Below are 17,844 nucleotides of genomic sequence, written 5' to 3'. Positions count from 1 at the left end.
GAACGGCCGGGCTCGGACTACTTCGGGAGGAATGGGCTGGGCCTACCCGCATATGACACGTACAGCGTGTCCCTGGCCCGGGTACAGGCCACGAACAGCAGGTTGCGTTCGCGCTGCATGTCGTGGGAGTGCGCCACCGGGTCCTCCGACACGTCGGTGACGCTCGGCTCCTGGGGAAGGTGCTCGGCGCTCACACCGACCACCGCCACACAGCGGAACTCCAGTCCCTTCATCGAGTGCATCGTGCCCACACGCACCCCGCCCTCCTCGGCCAGACCACAGGTGCCGATCCCCTCGGCCTCCAACGCGGCTCTGGCCTTCCTGACCAGGGCATCGGTGCGGGCGGCCACGGCGATCGTCCCGGGCTCTACCTCCGCGGCCAGCCACTCGGAGACCATCCGAACGAGTCCGGCCGACTCGGCCTCCTCCGTGGGGTGGGAACGCACGACGGGGGAGCGCCCGTGCAACGGGGAGGAGTAGTCGGCCAGGTGCGAACGCACCCCGTCGAAGCCCTCCACCGGGGCGGTCCCCAGCACCCTCACCGACCAGGAGAGGATCTCCTGGGTGCTGCGGTAGCTCACGGTCAATCGGTGACTGCGGCCGCGCACGTTGATTCCCACCGCCGCCATGGACACCCGGTGGTCGTAGATGCGCTGGTGCGGATCGCCCGCGACGAACAGGTCGTCCGGTCCCTCGGGGGCCAGCGCCCGGACCAGACGCCACTTGGCCGGGTGCAGGTCCTGGGACTCGTCCACCACCACGTGCCTGTAGGGGCGTTCTCCGGTCCGTTCGAGGATGTCGGCGGCCTCCGAGGCCAACCAGGTGAAGGTCCACTGCCCGGCCGCGCGCATCTCCTCCGTGGCGGCCAGGATCGCCCGCCACACCCGACGCTTCTGTTCGGGTCCCAACCGTCCGGCGCGGCCTCGACCACGACGTCGGGCCTCTAAGTAGTCGCGTTCGGTGCGCAGGCCCTGGGCGAGGACGACCTGCTCCCATTCCTCCAACAGGAAACGCCCCGAGACGTCCAGGTCCTCGGCGTGCCGCTCCCACTGTGCGGTGAGTTCGCGTGAACGCGGGAAGTTCGACTTGCCGTGCACCCGACGCACCACCTGGTAGGCGACCTTGTCCAGGTTGCGCACGTCCACCAAGGCCCGGCGGTCCTGGTCTCGAACCAGGAGTTCGAGTTGGGTACGCAACGCGGTGTCCAGGGTCTTGGTGAAGGTGGTGAGCAGGATCGGCTGTTCCGGGGTGGCCTCGCCGGTGTCCAGCGCGAGCTGCTGTTCGTCGGGTACGTACCGCTCGATCAGGTGCGCCACCCGGTGCAGCGCGGTCACCGTTTTTCCGGTGCCGGCGCCTCCGGTGACCATGACCGGTCCCGCGAACCGGTCCCGGCGCGCGATGCGCTCCTGCCGGGGGTGCAGGAAGGTCCGCCACACGTCGAAGGGGTGTTCCAGGAGTTCCCGCAGTTCCTCGGGGCCCTCCACGAACACCACCTGGTCGGGGCTGCGTCGGATCGCCGAGACCAGGTCCTCGGGGTCGACGTTCTGAGCGTCGACCTCCTCCACCAGGTCCCGGCTCAGCAGTGCCCACACCTCGTCGGGGGTCATCCCCGAGGCCAACGCGGTCAAGGCGTCGTGCTGGGTCTTGGGCATCATGTTCGCCAGCGCGTCCAGGTAGCTCTCGTCGGGGAGCAGCCGGGCGATGCGGATGGTGTCCTCGTCGATGCCCAGCTGGGCGAAGTGCTTGTTCGGGACCTCCTGGAACAGCGTGTGCTCCGAAGCGGCGGCCACCGGCGCCAGCGCCGTGCTCATGGTGCTCAACGCGGTTTCGTCACGGAACTCCAGGACGCCCAGTGCCTGGTTGACGGAGGGGCGCCTGCTGCGGATGTAGCGGTAGGCCGCGTCATGCGGAAGCACGGTCACCAGGAGGAACACGTCGCCGGACTCGGGGGCGAGGACGACACCGCGGTACCCCTGGGTGACGCGCAATGAGCGCCATCGGGGGTCGCGGCTTTCGGTGATCTTCTCCAGGTGGCCACCGGCGAAGTAGGTGTCGGCGAACTTGTCCAAGGTCTCGTCGACGGCCTTTTGGAGCTTTTTGTCCAACGTGGCGTAGGTACTGAGGAAATCCTTGGCGATCGCGAGCTGGGGCACGGGAGCCTTTCCGGGACAGGGGGTTAGGGGACGTCCAGGTGAGGGGCCTGACATTTCAGCATAGGGGCCACAAGCCTGTCACGGGCGGGGTTCGCGGTACCCGGTGCCACTCGGTGGGCGGAGGACCCGGCCGGTCAAGGGCCATCGACACCGTAGGCGCCGCCACGGACACCGACTCCTGGTATGACGGAGACACACTCAACGAAGGACGGTGCGCGTGACCCCCCAGACCGTGACGGACAGTGCGACGGACATCGAGGTACTCGGCCCCCATTCCGAGGACTCGACCGATGGTTCGGCCACACCGGTACCCGGCACCACGCAGATGGTCACGGTTCGCAACCGTCCGTGGGTGGTCTCCCAGGTGCGCGCCTCACCCATCGTCTCCAGCGACGGAACCCGGATCACCGGCAAGCCCCAGCACATGGTCTCCCTGGTGAGCATCGGCGATGATGCCTCCAACGACCGGATCGAGGTGCTCTGGGAACTGGAGGTCGGGACCCGGATCCATGAGGGCCGCGACCTGCCGGCCCCCGCCGACGCCGACGGCTTCGACTCCCCGGTCCGGCTGGACGCCTTCCTGCACGCCGTCCGTTGGGGTGCGATCACCTCCGCCGACAGTTCCTCCCTCCAAGCGCCCTTCCGTTCCGGCATCGAGATCGAGGACTACCAACTCGAACCGGTGGTGCGTGCCCTGTCGATGCCGCGCACCAACCTGCTCATCGCCGACGATGTGGGTCTGGGCAAGACCATCGAGGCCGGGCTCGTCATGCAGGAACTACAACTACGCCACCGCGCCCGGAACATGCTCATCGTGTGCCCGGCCGGATTGACGACCCAGTGGCGCGACGAGATGCGCGACAAGTTCGGGCTGGACTTTCGGGTGGTGGACGCCGAACTCGTGCGCGGGCTACGTCGCGAACGCGGCCTGTACGCCAACCCCTGGACCCACTACCCGCGCCTGATCGTCAGCGTCGACTGGCTCAAACGCGAACGCCCCCGACGTATGTTGCGCGAGATCCTGCCCGCCAACCCCCGCTACCCGCGCGCCATCGACCTGCTGGTGGTGGACGAAGCGCACAACGTGGCCCCGGCCGGTAGCGGAAAGTACGCGGTCGATTCCCTGCGTACCAAGGCGATCCGGGAGCTCGCGCCCCACTGCGAACATCGGCTCTTCCTCTCCGCCACCCCGCACAACGGCTACCCGGAGTCGTTCTCCGCCCTCCTGGAGCTGTTGGACGACCAGCGTTTCGCCCGCGGGATCAAACCCTCCGATGAACAACTGGATCGCGCCATGGTCCGCCGCCTCAAGCGGGACCTGCCCAAGCGTTGGGACGGCAGCGCCCGTTTCCCCGAGCGGGTGCTCGGTTACGCCGAAGTGGACTACGACGAAGCCGAACGTCGAGCGCACCGCACGTTGGTCGAGTACGCGGACAGCCGTCGTCTCCGTGTGGGAAGGCCCGGCCGGCACACGGTCGACTTCGTCACGACCCTGTTGAAGAAGCGGTTGTTCTCCTCCCCGCAGGCCTTCGCCCGCACCGTCACCACCCACCTGTCCACCATGGACGCCAAGGGTGCGGCACAGGAGCCCTCGACCGGCATGGCGGAACCGATTCTCGCCCAGGAGATACTGCCGGTTCTGCGAGAGCGTCTGACGGAGACCTCCGAACATGAGGAGGAGTACCAGGAAGCCGAGGTCGAGGTGCTGGGCACCGTGAGCCGGGGCACCCCCGGACTCACCGACCACGAACGCGGCCTGCTCACCGATCTGCGCTCGTGGGCTCAAGGCGCCCAAGGCCGTTCGGACGCCCGGTTCGCGGCGCTGCGCTCCTGGCTCGACCCGGTCCTCTTCCGACCCGGCGTCGATGGTGAACCACTGGGACCGCAGGACCCGGCGGGGTGGACCGACGAGCGCGTCATCATCTTCACCGAGTACCGCGACACCCAACGCTGGCTGCGGGAACGGCTCATTACCGCCGGCTACGGAGGTAAGAACGGGGAACGCTTGGCCCAGCTGTACGGCGGTCAGGACTCGGATGAGCGTGAACAGGTCAAGAACGTCTTCACCGACCGGCCCGACCTCGACAAGGTCAGGATTTTGGTGGCGACCGACTCCGCCAGTGAGGGCATCAACCTCCAGCGGTACTGTCACCGGATCCTGCACTGGGAGATCCCGTGGAACCCCAACCGGTTGGAACAGCGCAACGGTCGTGTGGACCGGCACGGTCAGCGGGCGGGCCGGGTGGAGATCACCCACTTCGTCCCCAAGGGCTGGGAGACCGCCGAACCCGGCTCCTTGGAGGACGAACTCGGTTTCCTGCGCACCGCGGCCGAGAAGGTCGACCGTATCCGGGAGGACCTCGGCAGCGCGGGTGACGTCATCGCCCACCAGGTCGAGCAGAAGATGTTGGGGCGGCGCACCGAGTGGACCGAGACCGACAGTGAGATCTCCTCCCTGGCCGGGGTGGCCCGGCTGAGGACCCAGCACGAGCTCAACCATCGGGTGAAGGAGTTGGCGAACAAGCTCACCGGAAGCCGTGACCGCCTCGACCTGACCCCCGACACCCTGGAACGAGTGGTCCGTACCGGGCTGGACCTGGCCCACCGCAAGGACCTCATCGACGCCGAAGCGCCCAAGGACGTCACGGCCAAGTGCTTCCGGCTCCCGGAACTCGCCGGTGCGTGGGCGAGCGCGCGCAACGGAGGCCTGGCCCACCCGGTCACCGGTGTGGAACGACTGGTCACCTTCGACCCTGACGCGGTCGTGGGCCGCAACGACCTGGTGTTGTTGCACCTCAAGCACCGTCTTGTGGACCTGTGCCTGACCCTGCTCCGTGAGGAACTGTGGTCACAGGGATCGAAGCTCAGCCGGGTCACCGCGCGGGTGGTGGAGTCCGACGTGCTGAAGGTGCCGGCCGTCGTCGCTCATGGGCGGGTGGTCGTCACAGGCGCGGAGGGCACCCGGTTGCACGAGGAAGTACTGCTCGCGGGCGGTCGGATCGATCAGGGCTCCTTCGCGCGGGCCAAGGAGGAGGAGATCGACCGCTGGATGGCGGCGGCCTCCGAACGTCTGGCCCCCGAACCGGTTCGGGAACGACTGGTCCAGATGTGGCCGGACCTGGACAAGGCGGTGGGCGGCGCCCTGCAACAGCGAGCCGGCCAGCGGTTCAAGGCGGTGCAGCGGGACCTGGACCGTAAGCGCGAGCAGGAGGTCGAGGCGATCGGCCTGGTCCTGGACGAGCTGGCCGAAGGTATCGAGGCGGCCTTGGACGACACCCCGCGCTGGGAACAGACGAGCCTGTTCGAGTTGCGGGAGAAGGAGCAGCTCCGACAGGACCGTGAGGCGCTCCAGGCCCGTTTGAAGGAGATCCCCGAACGCAAGAAGGAGGAACAGGAAGCCCTGAAACACCGCTACGACAAGCCCAAGCCGCGTTGGTTCCCGGTGGCGGTCACCTTCCTGGTCCCGGCGGCGGTGAAGCGATAACTGCGACTCTCAATTTGCTGAAGAGTACATTTAAATGAGAACTGTGCGATCATCGCACCATGACGGATCAGCTGAGTTGGGAAAGCATCGGCGAGCGTGTGCGGGAGAGCAGGTCGGCCGCCGGTCTCTCCCAGCACGCCCTTGGCGAGTTGATCGGTTTGGAACGCAGCATGGTCTCCAAGCTGGAGAGCGGCGAGCGTCGTATCGACGCGGTCGAACTCACTCACCTGGCCCGTGCACTCGACTGCCCTCTGTCCCATTTCCTCAGCCCGGCTCCGGAGGTCGTCTCCCGGAGGTCCGCCATAGCCGGCGGCAGCGCGGTCGGGGACAGCCAGGCTGCGCGCAGCGCGTACCGGACCGAGGCATTGCTCTCCGTGTGGCTGCGGGACGTACGCCAACTCATCGATCTCGGGTTCTTGGCCCCGAGGCCGATGGCGCGCTTCCCGAAGTCGGTTTCGGACACGAGGACGGCTCGGCGGGCGGCCCTGTGGCTGCGTTCCGAGCTGGGCTTGAGTACCGAACCGATCGAGTCCGTGGCCGCTGTGTGTGAACAGGCGGGTCAGTTCACCGCAGTGGTCTCCCTGCCTTCGGACGGCGCTTCGTTGGTGGACGATGACGTCGCGGTGGCCGTGGTCGCTGAGGAACAGGCTCCCGGGCGACGGAGAAGTACCGCCGCGCACGAACTCGGACACATGGTGTTGGGGGACGAATACTCCAACGACCTTGGTGTGCATGCCTCTCGGGAGGATCGAGAACGCGTGATCGAAGCCTTCGCCGCAGAGCTTCTTTTGCCGAACAGTGCGTTGCGAGAAGTATTGGTGGCTTCTGAGGGAGAGAGCCGTCGACATGCGCTGGTGACGCTTGCCGCTCGATACAGGGTGTCTTGGAGCCTTGCCGTATCCCAGCTGAGGCAGCATGGGTCGCTCGATTCGGGGGAACTGCATCGGCTACGTGTATGTGTACCGACCGACGTCGAGTTCAGAGAGGCGTTGGGGTGGAAGCCGCAACCCGACCTTGCTTCTGTTCGGGTTCCCCCAGGGATTTCCTCCGCGGTGGTCGCGGCCGTGCGCGAACACGCGATCACGCCGGGACGTGGAGTAGAGATGATGCGTGGACAGATCGCGCTCCAAGACCTCAGCGAGGACTGACGGGTTGACCTCCTTCGACGAGCCCTTCCTGTTCGACGCTTCCCCTTTGCTGCACGCGGTCAAGGCCGATCGGCTGGACGTGCTCGGTGATCTGGTCAAGGATCACGAGTGCCTGACCACCCAATCCATCCTGGATGAGGTGCGGCGCAACGACCACGACGCGCACGCCCTGGTGATCCGGGCCGGCTGGGTCCGCACGGTGCCTACCGACTCCCTGGAGTTCCTGCACGCCTACGGGACCTGGAGCGCCCGTATGTCGCTCAAGGACGACCACAACATCGGCGAGACCATGCTGTGCGCATATGCCGAACTGCGAGGCGGCACCTTGGTGATGGACGATCGTGACGCCCGCAAGACGGCTGAACACTATGGACTGGTGGTCTGCGGAACCATGCGACTGATCGCTCAGGCCTGCGCCCGGGGTGACTACAGCTTGGTGGGAGCCTCCACACTGGCGGACACTCTACGGGAATCCGGAATGCGGTTGCCCTTCGCCAAGGGAGGCTTCGAGACTTGGGCCCGGGAGGAAAAGCTCCTGGGGTAGGGAGAACGCGGTTGTGGAGTGTGGCGTCCGGCTTGTCGGATGAGTGCGGCGCGGGGCTTTCACGTACGACGTGTGTTGAACCGCGCCTGGAGCTTGAGCAGCGCGTTCGCGTCCACCTTGGAGGTCGGTTCGGAGGGCTGAGCGGGCACGGATGACGTTGAGGTCGAGTACGTGCGCCGTTTCCGTTCCTTGTTCTTTCTTGGCCTGGAAGGGGTTCCGCCGGCCTTCGGTGTCGGTGGCCCCTGCCTGGGCACGGGCACGACGACGGGTCGTTCGTGGGGAGCGGGTGTGCTGTGGGCCTGACCGGGGGCACACGCGATCAGCGTGGCCTTGGGAATCAGGTGCCGTAGGGTCTGCCTGCTCACCGTCAGGAGTTCCTCGGCCTCCTGCCGGAAGTGGGTGATGCCGATGTCACTCGTGTTCTTCAGCAGTTGACGAAGCCGCTCGGTGAACAGGCGGGTGGCCGACCAGTCCCGATCTTCCAGGGCTTTGCGCAGACGGGCGAGGAGCGGGTGAGGAAGGACCTCTTTCGGCGCCTTCGACCCGGGCTGCCAAGAGTTCGACACCGGGCGTGGCCCAGGTTCTTCTTCGGGAAACGCCACGGGAGGTGGGGCCGCGCCCTGTTTCATCTCCAGGGAGCAATCCTCGATCGGTCGCCACCAGGTGTGGCCATCGGGAGAGGTGTTGCCGACATCGACTCTTCGCTCGAACCGGTCGGTTCGCATACGGAAGCGGAGCCCGTGCCCGTGGGAGCGGATGAGCCGGCGGACCAGATCGGTGTTGTTCCGCACGAACCAGGCCTGTGGTCGGTCGCGCCCTTGAGCGAGTAGGCGTTGGACGGTGGGCCCTACCCGGGTGGTGAACTCGAAAAGAATCGTCGGGTCTTCACCAGTGGCGGGCAGTGTGAGCCGGTGGCAGGTGCCTCCCTCGGCGAAGTCCCCTTCGAAGAGCGCTTCTCGCTGGGGCAGGCCATGGGCATCGAGCCACCGGTTGACGTGTTTGCCTGCGAAGAGGTGATCGGCGCTCTCGATCCCACCATGCTGTCGGGTGCACCCATTGGTGCTGGAGTAGTGCGCGAAGTGCGCCACTTTCTCCCAGTAGATCTTGATCCCCAGCCGGCCGCCGCAGCCGCCGAGTAGCCCCCCGCACCAGAAGGTGGCGTCTTGGTGGTGGTCTTTGAACTCCTCGGCCAGGTGCCTTTCCATAGGGAGGAAGACGGGGTCATGGGAGCGGGGACCGCTGAGCGTGGCGGTCTGGACCAACCGGTGATCGTAGGTCATGCAGAACGAATAACACTCAAAGGGTCGAGGCGGTAGGGACCGATCTCGGTTGGCCGGGTCCGGTCAGCGTGCTCTCCCGGGTGCCGGGCATGGTCGGTGGATATTTCGTCGATCGGTCACCGAAGCCGTGGTGAGCGGTTCCGCCACCGGAAGGGTGAAGGACTGTGGGTGGCCCACCAGGGGCCGATAACCTCGACCCATGTCTGGACCTCGCCGACGCCGCGCGCTCACGGGGTTGGACATCAAGGTGTGCGAGCCGGTATTCGATGAGCCCGCGCTGCCCGCTGTGTCGCGGGACGAGAGGCGCTCGGCCCTGGCCGACCGGCGTCGCTAACACGTGGTTGCGCTGCTGGAGGCCGGCCCCGACCACCAGTGGGGTGCGCGCCGGATCGCTCATCGTCCGGGGGATGTCACTTCAGGGAGTATGTACCGGCAGCCGTCCCGGTGGGCGAGGGCCGGGCTGATCCACAAGAGCGGGCCAGGTGTCCACACCGCCATCGAGGGCTCACAGCCGCGTTCGACCGGAGCACGAGAACACCGACCACCCGGCGGGGAACGCCCGTCGGGGACCAACACCGCGGCACCGGACACGGTGGAACCTTACGCGTCGCTGTTCGGGAGATTCCGTTCGCTCCAGTCCGCCAGAGGCCGGAGGGCGGTGATCAGCTCTCTGGCGTCGGCAGTGAGGTCGTACGTGATCTGGACCGGGGTGCTGGGAATGACGGTGCGCACGATGAGCCCGCGCTCCTGGAGCTGCTTGAGCCGCAGAGTCAGTTGCGGATCGGAGATACCCGGGACGAGAGCCCGATACTCCTTGAATCGGCGCGCCCCGCGAGCCCCGGCGAGCAGGATCGGCCCGGCCCAACGGACGCCGATGATGGCGATGGCGCTCAGGATGTGGTGGCAGCTGTCCTCGTCGACGGTCGTACCGGATGGCAAGTTCACTTCTCAAAAGTAAGTAACTTGGGTGCTCTTTGTCAATGCCTGCCGACAAGTGCGACGCTTTCTCTGACCGATGAGAGGCAGAGACATCATGACCGCAATTTCCGCACCGGTGGCCCGGCGGGTGAATCGGGTCGTCGACCAGGTGGACCTGGGCCCGACGGCCATGTCGGCGCGCAGCACCCTGGCCATCGCCCCCGGCAACGACGCCTGGACCGACCCATTCCTGCTGATGGGAGAGGAGCTGGTCAACCAGCCGGGGTTCGACTGGCATCCGCACCGCGGACTGGAGACCGTGACCCTGATCCTGGACGGCGTCCTCGAACACGGCGACTCCCTGGGAAACGCCGGAGTGCTCGGGCCGGGCGATGTGCAGTGGATGACCGCGGGCCGGGGCGTCATCCACCGCGAGACCGCCGCCCGCGCCGAACACGCTCGTGTGATCCAACTGTGGCTCAACCTGCCGTCGCACCTGAAGTTCGTCCCCACCGGTTACCAGGACCTACGGGCCGGCATGCAGGCCGTACATACCGAGCCGGGCGTGCTCGTCCAGGTGATCTCGGGCGAGACCGGGGCCGCACGCGGCCCGGCGGTCAACCAGTGGCCCATCCTCGGCGCGGTGATCACCCTCGATCCGCGAACCGAGTACCGGCAGGTCATCGACGGTGCCGAGCGCGCCTTCGCGTACGTGATCGCGGGGCGGCTGAACGTCGGGGGTCGCACCGTGGGCACCGGACAGACCGCCTGGTCCGATCCCGTATCCGGTCAGGGTGACGCGACCACATTGACACTGGCCACCGGCGACAGGGACGAGCGGACCACCGTATTGCTCTTCGCGGGCCGACCGATCGGTGAGTCCGTCGTCGCCAGCGGCCCGTTCGTCATGAACAGCCGGGCCGAGATCGAACAGGCCTACCGCGACTTCCACTCCGGAAAATTCGGCGGCATCCCTCGCCATACGCACACGCCTGCGGGCACCTGAGAAACCTAAGGAGCAACGACGATGACAACGGTACTGGTAGCAGGTGCGACCGGAAGCCTCGGGAGCCTGATCGTCAAGAACCTGCTGGAACGAGGCGCCGACGTCCGGGCCCTGGTCCGCGGGTCGTCGAAGGACAAACTGCCGACCCATCCCCGCCTGAGGCCATACGTCGGCGACCTGACCGACGGCGCCGCCGCGCTCCAGCCGCTCGTCGACGGCGTGGAGGTCGTGGTCTCCGCGGTACAGGGCGGCCCGGAGGTCGTCATCGACGGGCAACGGGAACTGCTGCGGGCCGCGGAGCGCGCAGGTGTGCACTGGATGATCCCGTCGGACTTCTCGATCAACCTCTACGGTTACGGGTACGGCGTCAACGTGCTGTCCGACCTGCGCCGCACGTTCACCGACGAGTTCGACTCATCGACGGTCGCGCGTACGTCGGTGTCGATCGGTGCGTTCCCGGAGTACTTCCTCGCCGACGTCCACGAGATCCTCGACCCGGTGGCGGGCACCTTCTCGATGTGGGGCGACGGTACCCGTCCGATCGACATCACCACGATCCCGGACACCGCCGCGTACACGGCCGCGATCGCGCTCGACCCCGGGACTGCGGGCCGCGAGGTGCATGTGGCCGGTCAACAGCTCTCCATGCTGGAACTTCACAACGAGGTCGAGGCGGCGTCCGGACGCCGGTGGAACCTGGTGCACAAGGGCACCCTGCGGGACCTGCGCGCGGAGATCGCCCGCCGCCAGTTCACGGCGTCCAGCATGTTCGAGTACCTGGCCCTGCAATACCAGATCGCCATGTTCGATGGGACGGCCTCGCTGCGGGACGTCCGCAACGCGGACTACCCGGACGTGCTGCCGACCTCGGTCGCCGCCTACCTGGCGGGCTCAGGCGCGGCGCACCTCGCGGCGCCGGAGAAGAGCTGGGGGCAGGACGAGTGGCCCACCGCGGTCTGACACGCCGGCCTCGACTCACCTTGATGCCGGACAGGGGGGTGGCGATCTCCTCGGCGTGGGCGAAACGTAGGCATGTGCCGGCTCAGCATGACGTTCGGATGGGTTCCTCATCGTCCCTACCAAGGGGCGGTAACCCGAAGGTATGAGGCGGTTGGCTCACACACGAGCTCGTTTCTCTGTCGTGGTGCGTACGCAGTGCACACGTACAGCGTGCGCACCACAGATCGCGCGGCATGTTCGTCACGCTACTGTCTGGTCGAAACGCCCTTGCTGCCCCCGTTGCTTGTTCAGGCGGCCCCACCCCCTCTCTGTCAGTTCGGGATGCTTCCTCCAGTAGCCCAAGGCTTCGCCCTCTTCAAGCTCTCCCGTTATGTACCCGGTGGCGAGAGAGAAGCCGTATTCCCTCCCCATGTCACAGGCGTGGGGTTTCGCGGACTCGTCACAGAGACCGTTCCGCTCCGGGAGGCCACACGTGTGGCCGGCGAAGGAACGATTGTCGAAGCTCCTCCAGGCAAAGGAAGAGGGGCCGATAACCTCGACCCATGTCTGGACCTCGCCGACGCCGCGCGCCCTCGATCCGCCCCGCCGAGCAGCACACCGAGTGGTTGGGGCTGCTCGCGCCCGACGGGCCCTTCCTCTCCGCCGAAGTCCTCCTCGAAGCCTTCCCCGAGGGACTGCCCGCGATCGACTCCGAGGTGCGTCGCACCCTGCGGGAGGGCTGGAACCAGCTCGACCGGGAGCGTTCCGGTGCCCTGGTTCCCGACTGGATCGAGCTGGTGTTGACCCGGCTGCTCGGCTGGGAGAAAGCCCAGCGGGTCCAGACGACGACGCGTGGTGCCAGGACCACACCTGAATTCGCGCTCTCGGGCCCCGCGCTCAAGGGCAGCGAGGAACGCCTGCACTTCTACCGCCTGCCCTTGGGCGCCGAACCGGCCCGCTCCCAGGCCGGGCGCCCCTCCCCGGTGGAGACCGCCGCCGCCCACTGCCGGGAATCCGGCGTCCCCCTGGCCCTGGTCACCGACGGCCAGTACTGGGCACTCGTGCACGCCCTGCCCGGCAAACCCACCTCGGTGGGGGTCTTCGACGCCGACCTGTGGAGCGAGGAGCCCCTACTACTCCAAGCGCTCGCCGCCCTGTTGGAGAACAACCGGGTTCGGCCGCCCGCCCGGACCAAGAAGGACGAACTCACCCAGTCGACGGCGGCGCTGTTCGAGCGCACCTTCGACAAGCACAGCGACCTCACCCAGGACCTGGGAAACCAGGTGCTGCGCGCGGTGGAGCTGCTCGTCGCCGAGCTCGCCCGGCTGGATCGGGAGTCCGATGGCCGGTTCCTCGCGCAGGTGGAGGAGAGGGAGATCTACAAGGGCGCGCTGACCGTTCTGATGCGGCTGGTGTTCTTGCTGTACGCGGAGGAGCAGCGGCTGCTGCCCACCGACGACCTGTACGCCGACCACTACTCGGTAAGCCGGTTGCACGACCAGCTCACCAATGACCGGGACCGGTTGGGTGAGGAGGTCGTGGACCGTAGGGCCGCCGCCTGGCCTCGGTTGCTCGCCCTGTTCAACGGGATCCACAAGGGCTCCGAGCACCCGGACCTGAGGTTGCCGCCGTACGGAGGTTCGCTGTTCAAGCCGGACACCTACCCGTGGCTGCTGGACTTCGCCATCGCCGACCGGGTCGTGTTCGAGATCCTCGACGCGCTGGTCATGCTCAAGCCCAGGACCAAGAGGGGCACCCCCACCCGGATCTCCTACAAGGGTCTGGGGGTGGAGGACATCGGCCACGTGTACGAAGGTCTGCTGGAGTTCTCCGTCCGCAAGACCCACGGCCCGTACGTGGGGCTGCGCGGTAAGAACGAGCCGGAGCTGCCGCTGGAGACGGTCGAGGAGACCTATTCGGAGGGTGAGGAGGTCTTTCTCGGCTGGCTCCAGAAGGAGACCGGGGCGACCCGCAACCAGTTGGAGAAGATGCTCCGCGCCGAACCGGGGCCGCAGGATCGGTCGAGGCTGCATTCGGCCTGGGACAGCGACGCCGATCTCGCCGAAAGGACGCTGCCGTTCTGGGGTCTGCTCCGGACCGACCTGCGCGAGGACCCGACGGTGTTCCCGGACCGGTCGGTGCTGTTCACCCAGGTGGGGGAGCGCAGGAAGACCGGGACGCACTACACCCCGCGCGACCTGGCGGAGAAGGTGGTGCGCTACACGCTGGAGCCATTGGTGTACCGGCCGGGCCCGGCGGAAGGCGCACCGGAGACGGAGTGGAAGGTCAAACCGGCCGAAGAGGTGCTGAAGCTGAAGGTGGTGGATCCCGCCATGGGTAGCGGGGCGTTCCTCGTCGCGGCCACCCGGTACCTGGGGGAGAGGGTAGTGGAGGCCTGGCAGCGGGACGGAATCCCGCGTGAGGTGCTGGGGGAGGTGACCGGGGCGAAGAAGGGCGTAGGGGACTCCGCGGCCCCTACCGGTAGCGATGATCCTGGATGCGAAGATGCCGGAGCAGACGATGATGCCGGGCATGGGAGAACTGGGGATCATGGAACCGGTACTCATGGAGCCGGGGATGATTCCGAACTCGATGGGGGATCGGGTGTTGGGGTCGAGGCATCCATCGAACTCGATGACCTGAGGCTCTACGCCAAGCGCAGGGTCGCGGGGTCGTGCATCTACGGGGTGGACCGCGACGACATGGCGGTGGAACTGGCCAAGTTGTCGATGTGGCTGGAGACCCTGGCCAAGGACAAGCCGTTCAGCTTCCTCGACCACGCGCTGAAGAGCGGTGACTCTTTGGTCGGGTTGGTGAACGAGCGGCAGGTGAAGTACTTCCATACGGACCCGGACGAAGGCCGAAGCATCAATGCCCGGCTCTCCGGTGACGTGGGTGAGTACATCGACCGGGTGTTGGCGGAAGTGACCGAGCTACGGCGGGAGATCGAGGCCCGGCCACCGGTGGACGACCCGGAGGACGTGAGACTCAAGGCCAAGTTGAACGATGAGGCCGATGCTCGGCTCGCACAGTTGAGGCTGGCCTGTGACGGGGTCGTCGCCGCGGCCCTGGGTGCCGAACGGTACGCGGAGCTGGATCTTGAGGAGTACGAGAAGAAGCTCCAGGACGCCGAGGACAAGAAGTTCAACTGGCAGGAGTCCTACAACCGGCTGCTGACCTTCCTTTCGGACGAGTTCCAGGAGCTCTTGAGCGAAGGGCCACGAGACCCCGGCAAGCAAGAGGCGACCGAGGCCAAGATTAGGGAATGGTTGCGGGGAGATCGAGAGCAGCCCATCAAGCCGATGCACTGGGCCATCGAGTATCCCGAGGTCATGGGGCACGGTGGTTTCGACGCGGTGGTGGGTAACCCGCCCTTCATCGGCGGGCAACGACTGACCGGCAACATCGGCCGTGACGTTCGTGAATACCTGGTGGTCGACATCGCCAAGGGCAAACGGGGGAGTGCGGACCTGTGCTCGTACTTCCTGTTGCGGAACCTGGACCTGGCACCGAAGGGCCGAACCGGGATCATCGCCACCAACACCATCGCGCAGGGTGACACCCGTGAGGTGGGCCTGGACCAGGTGGTGGAGCAGGAGGGCTGGAAGGTCTACCGGGCGGTGAAGAGCCAGAAGTGGACCGGCAGCGCGAACGTGCACGTGTCGCTGGTATGGGCGGGGCACAGCGGGAAGAAGGAACAGGCCTTCCTGGGGGAGGGTCCGGTCACGGGGATCACGCCTTCGCTCGACCCGGAGTCTCGGGTGACGGGTAAGCCGTTGCGTTTGGTCGCCAACGCGGAGCAGTCCTTCCAAGGATCGAATGTGCTTGGGGAGGGCTTCATCCTTGAGCCCGAGCAAGCCAGGGAGCTGATCCGGCAGAACCCGAAGAATCGGGAGGTGATCTTCCCTTATCTGATCGGTAAGGATCTCAACTCGCGGCCTGATTCATCCCCGAGTCGGTGGGTGATTAACTTCGGTTCAATGTCAGAGGAAGAGGCCAGAGAATACCCGGAGCCCTTCGAAGTCGTGGAACGGGACGTTAAGCCGGTCCGTCTTCAGAATAGGTACAGCGCTTCAGCCCGAGATCAGTGGTGGCTTTACGAACGCGGCCGTCCTGAACTCTATTCGGAGATCTCTGGCCTCAAACATGTACTGACGATCGCTTTGGTGAGTCGTACGGGCCTCCCCGTCAGACAACCCACAGGGCAGGTCTTCTCCCACATGGTGGGCGTTTTCGTGGATGGCGGACTTAAGCATCTTGCCCTACTCAGCAGCGGTATCCATTACTCCTGGGCGGTGTCCCGGGCTTCCAGCATGAAGGGAGACCTGCGGTACACCCCTTCGGATGTGTACGAGACCTTCCCGAAGCCGGAACGGATGGAGACACTGACTGTCATCGGCGAGCAGCTGGACCGGGAACGTCGCGAGCTCATGCTGCGCCGGAGCCTCGGGCTGACGAAGCTCTACAACTTGGTGCACGACCCGGCGGGCCAAGGGGACGAGGACATCGAACGGTTGCGCGAGATCCATGTCGAGATCGACCAGGCAGTCAAGGAGGCCTATGGCTGGAGTGACCTCGAACTTCAGCACGGTCACCATGAGACCGAACAAGGCCCTCGCTGGACAGTCAGTCCAACAGTCCGTGTGGAGATCCTTGACCGGCTTCTTGAGCTGAACCACGCTCGGCATGAGGAAGAGAAGCGTAAGGGAATCTGGCCGCCGAAGAAGAAAGCCCGCAAGAAGCAGAGGAAGGCTTCAGCGACTCCGGTGGTTGAGGACGGGCTGTTCCAGCCTGAGGGAACTCTCTTCTGAGTAACGAAGCCCAGCCGTGACGAGAGGGGTGCTCACGGCTGGGCTTCGCGCGTGCTGGGGCTACTTGCCGAGGGCGGCCGAGAGGAAGCCGGTCCACTCGGGGGCGGGGAAGGGGAGGTGTCCGGAGGTGGGGTGTTTGGAGTCGCGGATGGCCGCGCCACAGGGAAGTTCGGCGACCTCGACACAGTCCTGGCCGTGTCCGCTGTAGGTGCTCTTCCGGAAGTTGGCGAGGATGTGCGCTACCTCAACGCAGTTTCCACCGGTCTCACCGCTGTAGCTGCTCTTAAGCCAGTTCAACTTGGGCGATTCCTGATTCATCGCAGGTTCTCCATGATCTCCTTCATCCTTGAACGTGAGGGTCCAGGGTTGAGTGCAGCTATCCGAAGATGTTCGAACGCTATCTGGTGGTTTTTGATCTCCGAGGGTTGCTCCAGGTACATCGCTCCGGTGCGGTATTCGAGGTAGATGAGACCAGGGTCCGTGGACGCTGGAAACCCTAGAACGGAGAAGCTTCCGAGCATGCCAGCGTGAGTGCCGCTTGGTTGTGGTAGGAGCTGGATGGTGATGCGTGGACGGGAACTCAGATTGAGGATGTGTTCAATCTGTTCACGCATGACTGAGCGCCCTCCGATTTCACGGAGAAGAGTTGTCTCATCGATGACGGCCCAGAGACGAATCGCGTCGTCCCCAGCTAGGACGTTCTGCCTGGCCATGCGAACGTCGACCAATTTCTCGACTTCCTCAGTGCTCTGTTCCGCGATAGCCCCGTTGATGACTGTGTATGCGTACTTCCTGGTCTGAAGCAGCCCTGGGATCAGCTGGGTCTCCCAGGTGTAGATCTCTGAGGCACCCTGCTCAAGACCGAGGTACAGCGAGAACCATTTGGGCAATGTCACGCTATCGTCCTGTTTTTCCCACCAGCCTCGTTTGCGGGCATTGCGAGCCGCTTGAAGGTAGTGATCACGGCGTTCCTCGGGGACCTGGTAGAGGTCGAAGAGGATCTCTTCGAGATCTCTAGCGCGTGGTGGGACCACAGCGGTCTCGATGTAGTGCAGTTTTCCCTGGGTGCAGCGAAGCTTCGCGGCGACGTCCTTACGGCTGAGTCCGGCCTCCATCCTTAGACGTTTTAGCTCGTGGGCAAGCCAACGTCGCCATACTGTCGGGCTTGAACCCATTTGCACCACCCTGTCTGTCTGGAATCGGTCGCTCGAACGTTAGTCGGGTCGGCTCGCCGCTGTGGAAGCTTCAAGAAACCTGGAAGGCCAGATTGGCGAATCGCTGGCGGAAAGCTGTTTGAGATCCTATATTGAAAATCAATCCTGACTCTCAAGAGTCTGGTGCGCCGGTTGTCCGCTGTGCAACACAGGGCGGATGGTGCGGGGTTTGTACTCGCAGAGCCGACGCTTTGAAGTCGAGTGATTCATGCCAAGGAGTGTGTTCGTCATGCCCGAAACCGCCTTCGCGTCCGCTACCGTGCCCGTCCCGGTGCAGGGGGAGGCCCTGGTTCAATGCCGCTAAGTTAGGCGGCGGGGATCAGTACCGGTTGGGGTGCCCGCTCATG

At 65.6% G+C, this 17,844-nt stretch carries 12 protein-coding genes; 7 read left to right on the top strand and 5 right to left on the bottom strand.

The features are described from left to right. Positions 1 to 17: 17 nt before the first annotated feature. Positions 18 to 2,153 carry a UvrD-helicase domain-containing protein gene (locus tag BQ8420_RS27020; RefSeq protein WP_087102545.1) on the bottom strand — a complete coding sequence of 712 codons (2,136 nt, stop codon included), beginning with the start codon at positions 2,151 to 2,153 and terminating at the stop codon, positions 18 to 20. Between the two features lie 217 nt (positions 2,154 to 2,370). Between BQ8420_RS27020 and drmD the strand changes: the two genes are divergently transcribed. Genes drmD through BQ8420_RS27005 form a run of 3 tightly spaced genes read left to right on the top strand, consistent with a single transcriptional unit; the run spans position 2,371 to position 7,329 of the window. Beyond that, complete coding sequence (drmD, locus tag BQ8420_RS27015; protein ID WP_235006514.1) at positions 2,371 to 5,637, top strand: DISARM system SNF2-like helicase DrmD; 3,267 nt, start codon at positions 2,371 to 2,373, stop codon at positions 5,635 to 5,637. Between the two features lie 59 nt (positions 5,638 to 5,696). Then, positions 5,697 to 6,785 (top strand): ImmA/IrrE family metallo-endopeptidase, encoded by a 1,089-nt coding sequence (locus BQ8420_RS27010; protein WP_087102542.1) that lies wholly within the window; start codon positions 5,697 to 5,699, stop codon positions 6,783 to 6,785. Positions 6,786 to 6,789: 4 nt separating this feature from the next. Next, positions 6,790 to 7,329, top strand: coding sequence for a hypothetical protein (locus BQ8420_RS27005; protein WP_087102540.1), 540 nt, complete (start codon positions 6,790 to 6,792; stop codon positions 7,327 to 7,329). 59 nt (positions 7,330 to 7,388) lie between these two features. Here the strand turns inward: BQ8420_RS27005 and BQ8420_RS27000 are convergent, their stop codons facing one another. Beyond that, the gene (locus tag BQ8420_RS27000; protein ID WP_087102538.1) at positions 7,389 to 8,609 is read right to left on the bottom strand and encodes a hypothetical protein; all 1,221 of its coding nucleotides are present in this window, start codon (positions 8,607 to 8,609) and stop codon (positions 7,389 to 7,391) included. A gap of 199 nt (positions 8,610 to 8,808) precedes the next feature. On the opposite strand from BQ8420_RS27000, the gene BQ8420_RS33095 reads away from it, so the two are divergent. Beyond that, a complete protein-coding gene (locus BQ8420_RS33095; RefSeq protein ID WP_255404908.1) occupies positions 8,809 to 8,943 on the top strand; it encodes a hypothetical protein in 135 nt (44 codons plus the stop codon). Positions 8,944 to 9,209: 266 nt separating this feature from the next. Here BQ8420_RS33095 and BQ8420_RS26995 read toward each other — a convergent pair whose 3' ends face one another. Further along, positions 9,210 to 9,548 (bottom strand): helix-turn-helix domain-containing protein, encoded by a 339-nt coding sequence (locus BQ8420_RS26995; RefSeq protein WP_160049458.1) that lies wholly within the window; start codon positions 9,546 to 9,548, stop codon positions 9,210 to 9,212. A gap of 94 nt (positions 9,549 to 9,642) precedes the next feature. On the opposite strand from BQ8420_RS26995, the gene BQ8420_RS26990 reads away from it, so the two are divergent. From BQ8420_RS26990 to BQ8420_RS32460, 3 genes are all read left to right on the top strand, one after another. After that, positions 9,643 to 10,533: a pirin family protein gene (locus BQ8420_RS26990; RefSeq protein WP_200816112.1), complete on the top strand. Its 891-nt coding sequence runs from the start codon at positions 9,643 to 9,645 to the stop codon at positions 10,531 to 10,533. Positions 10,534 to 10,554: 21 nt separating this feature from the next. Continuing rightward, positions 10,555 to 11,493, top strand: coding sequence for an NmrA family NAD(P)-binding protein (locus tag BQ8420_RS26985; RefSeq protein ID WP_087102532.1), 939 nt, complete (start codon positions 10,555 to 10,557; stop codon positions 11,491 to 11,493). A 542-nt stretch (positions 11,494 to 12,035) separates the two neighbouring features. Continuing rightward, a complete protein-coding gene (locus tag BQ8420_RS32460) occupies positions 12,036 to 16,283 on the top strand; it encodes an Eco57I restriction-modification methylase domain-containing protein (RefSeq protein ID WP_200816111.1) in 4,248 nt (1,415 codons plus the stop codon). A 60-nt stretch (positions 16,284 to 16,343) separates the two neighbouring features. Here the strand turns inward: BQ8420_RS32460 and BQ8420_RS26970 are convergent, their stop codons facing one another. Together BQ8420_RS26970 and BQ8420_RS26965 are read right to left on the bottom strand one after the other, a co-directional pair. Then, a complete protein-coding gene (locus tag BQ8420_RS26970) occupies positions 16,344 to 16,601 on the bottom strand; it encodes a DUF397 domain-containing protein (RefSeq protein WP_087102530.1) in 258 nt (85 codons plus the stop codon). Continuing rightward, positions 16,598 to 17,458: a helix-turn-helix transcriptional regulator gene (locus tag BQ8420_RS26965; RefSeq protein ID WP_087102528.1), complete on the bottom strand. Its 861-nt coding sequence runs from the start codon at positions 17,456 to 17,458 to the stop codon at positions 16,598 to 16,600. Before BQ8420_RS26965 ends, BQ8420_RS26970 begins: the two co-directional genes overlap by 4 nt. Between the last annotated feature and the right edge of the window lie 386 nt (positions 17,459 to 17,844).

The sequence above is a fragment of the Nocardiopsis sp. JB363 genome (genome assembly GCF_900143625.1).
In the GTDB taxonomy this organism is placed as follows: Bacteria; Actinomycetota; Actinomycetes; order Streptosporangiales; family Streptosporangiaceae; genus Nocardiopsis.
This window is presented reverse-complemented; position numbering and strand designations above follow the sequence as displayed.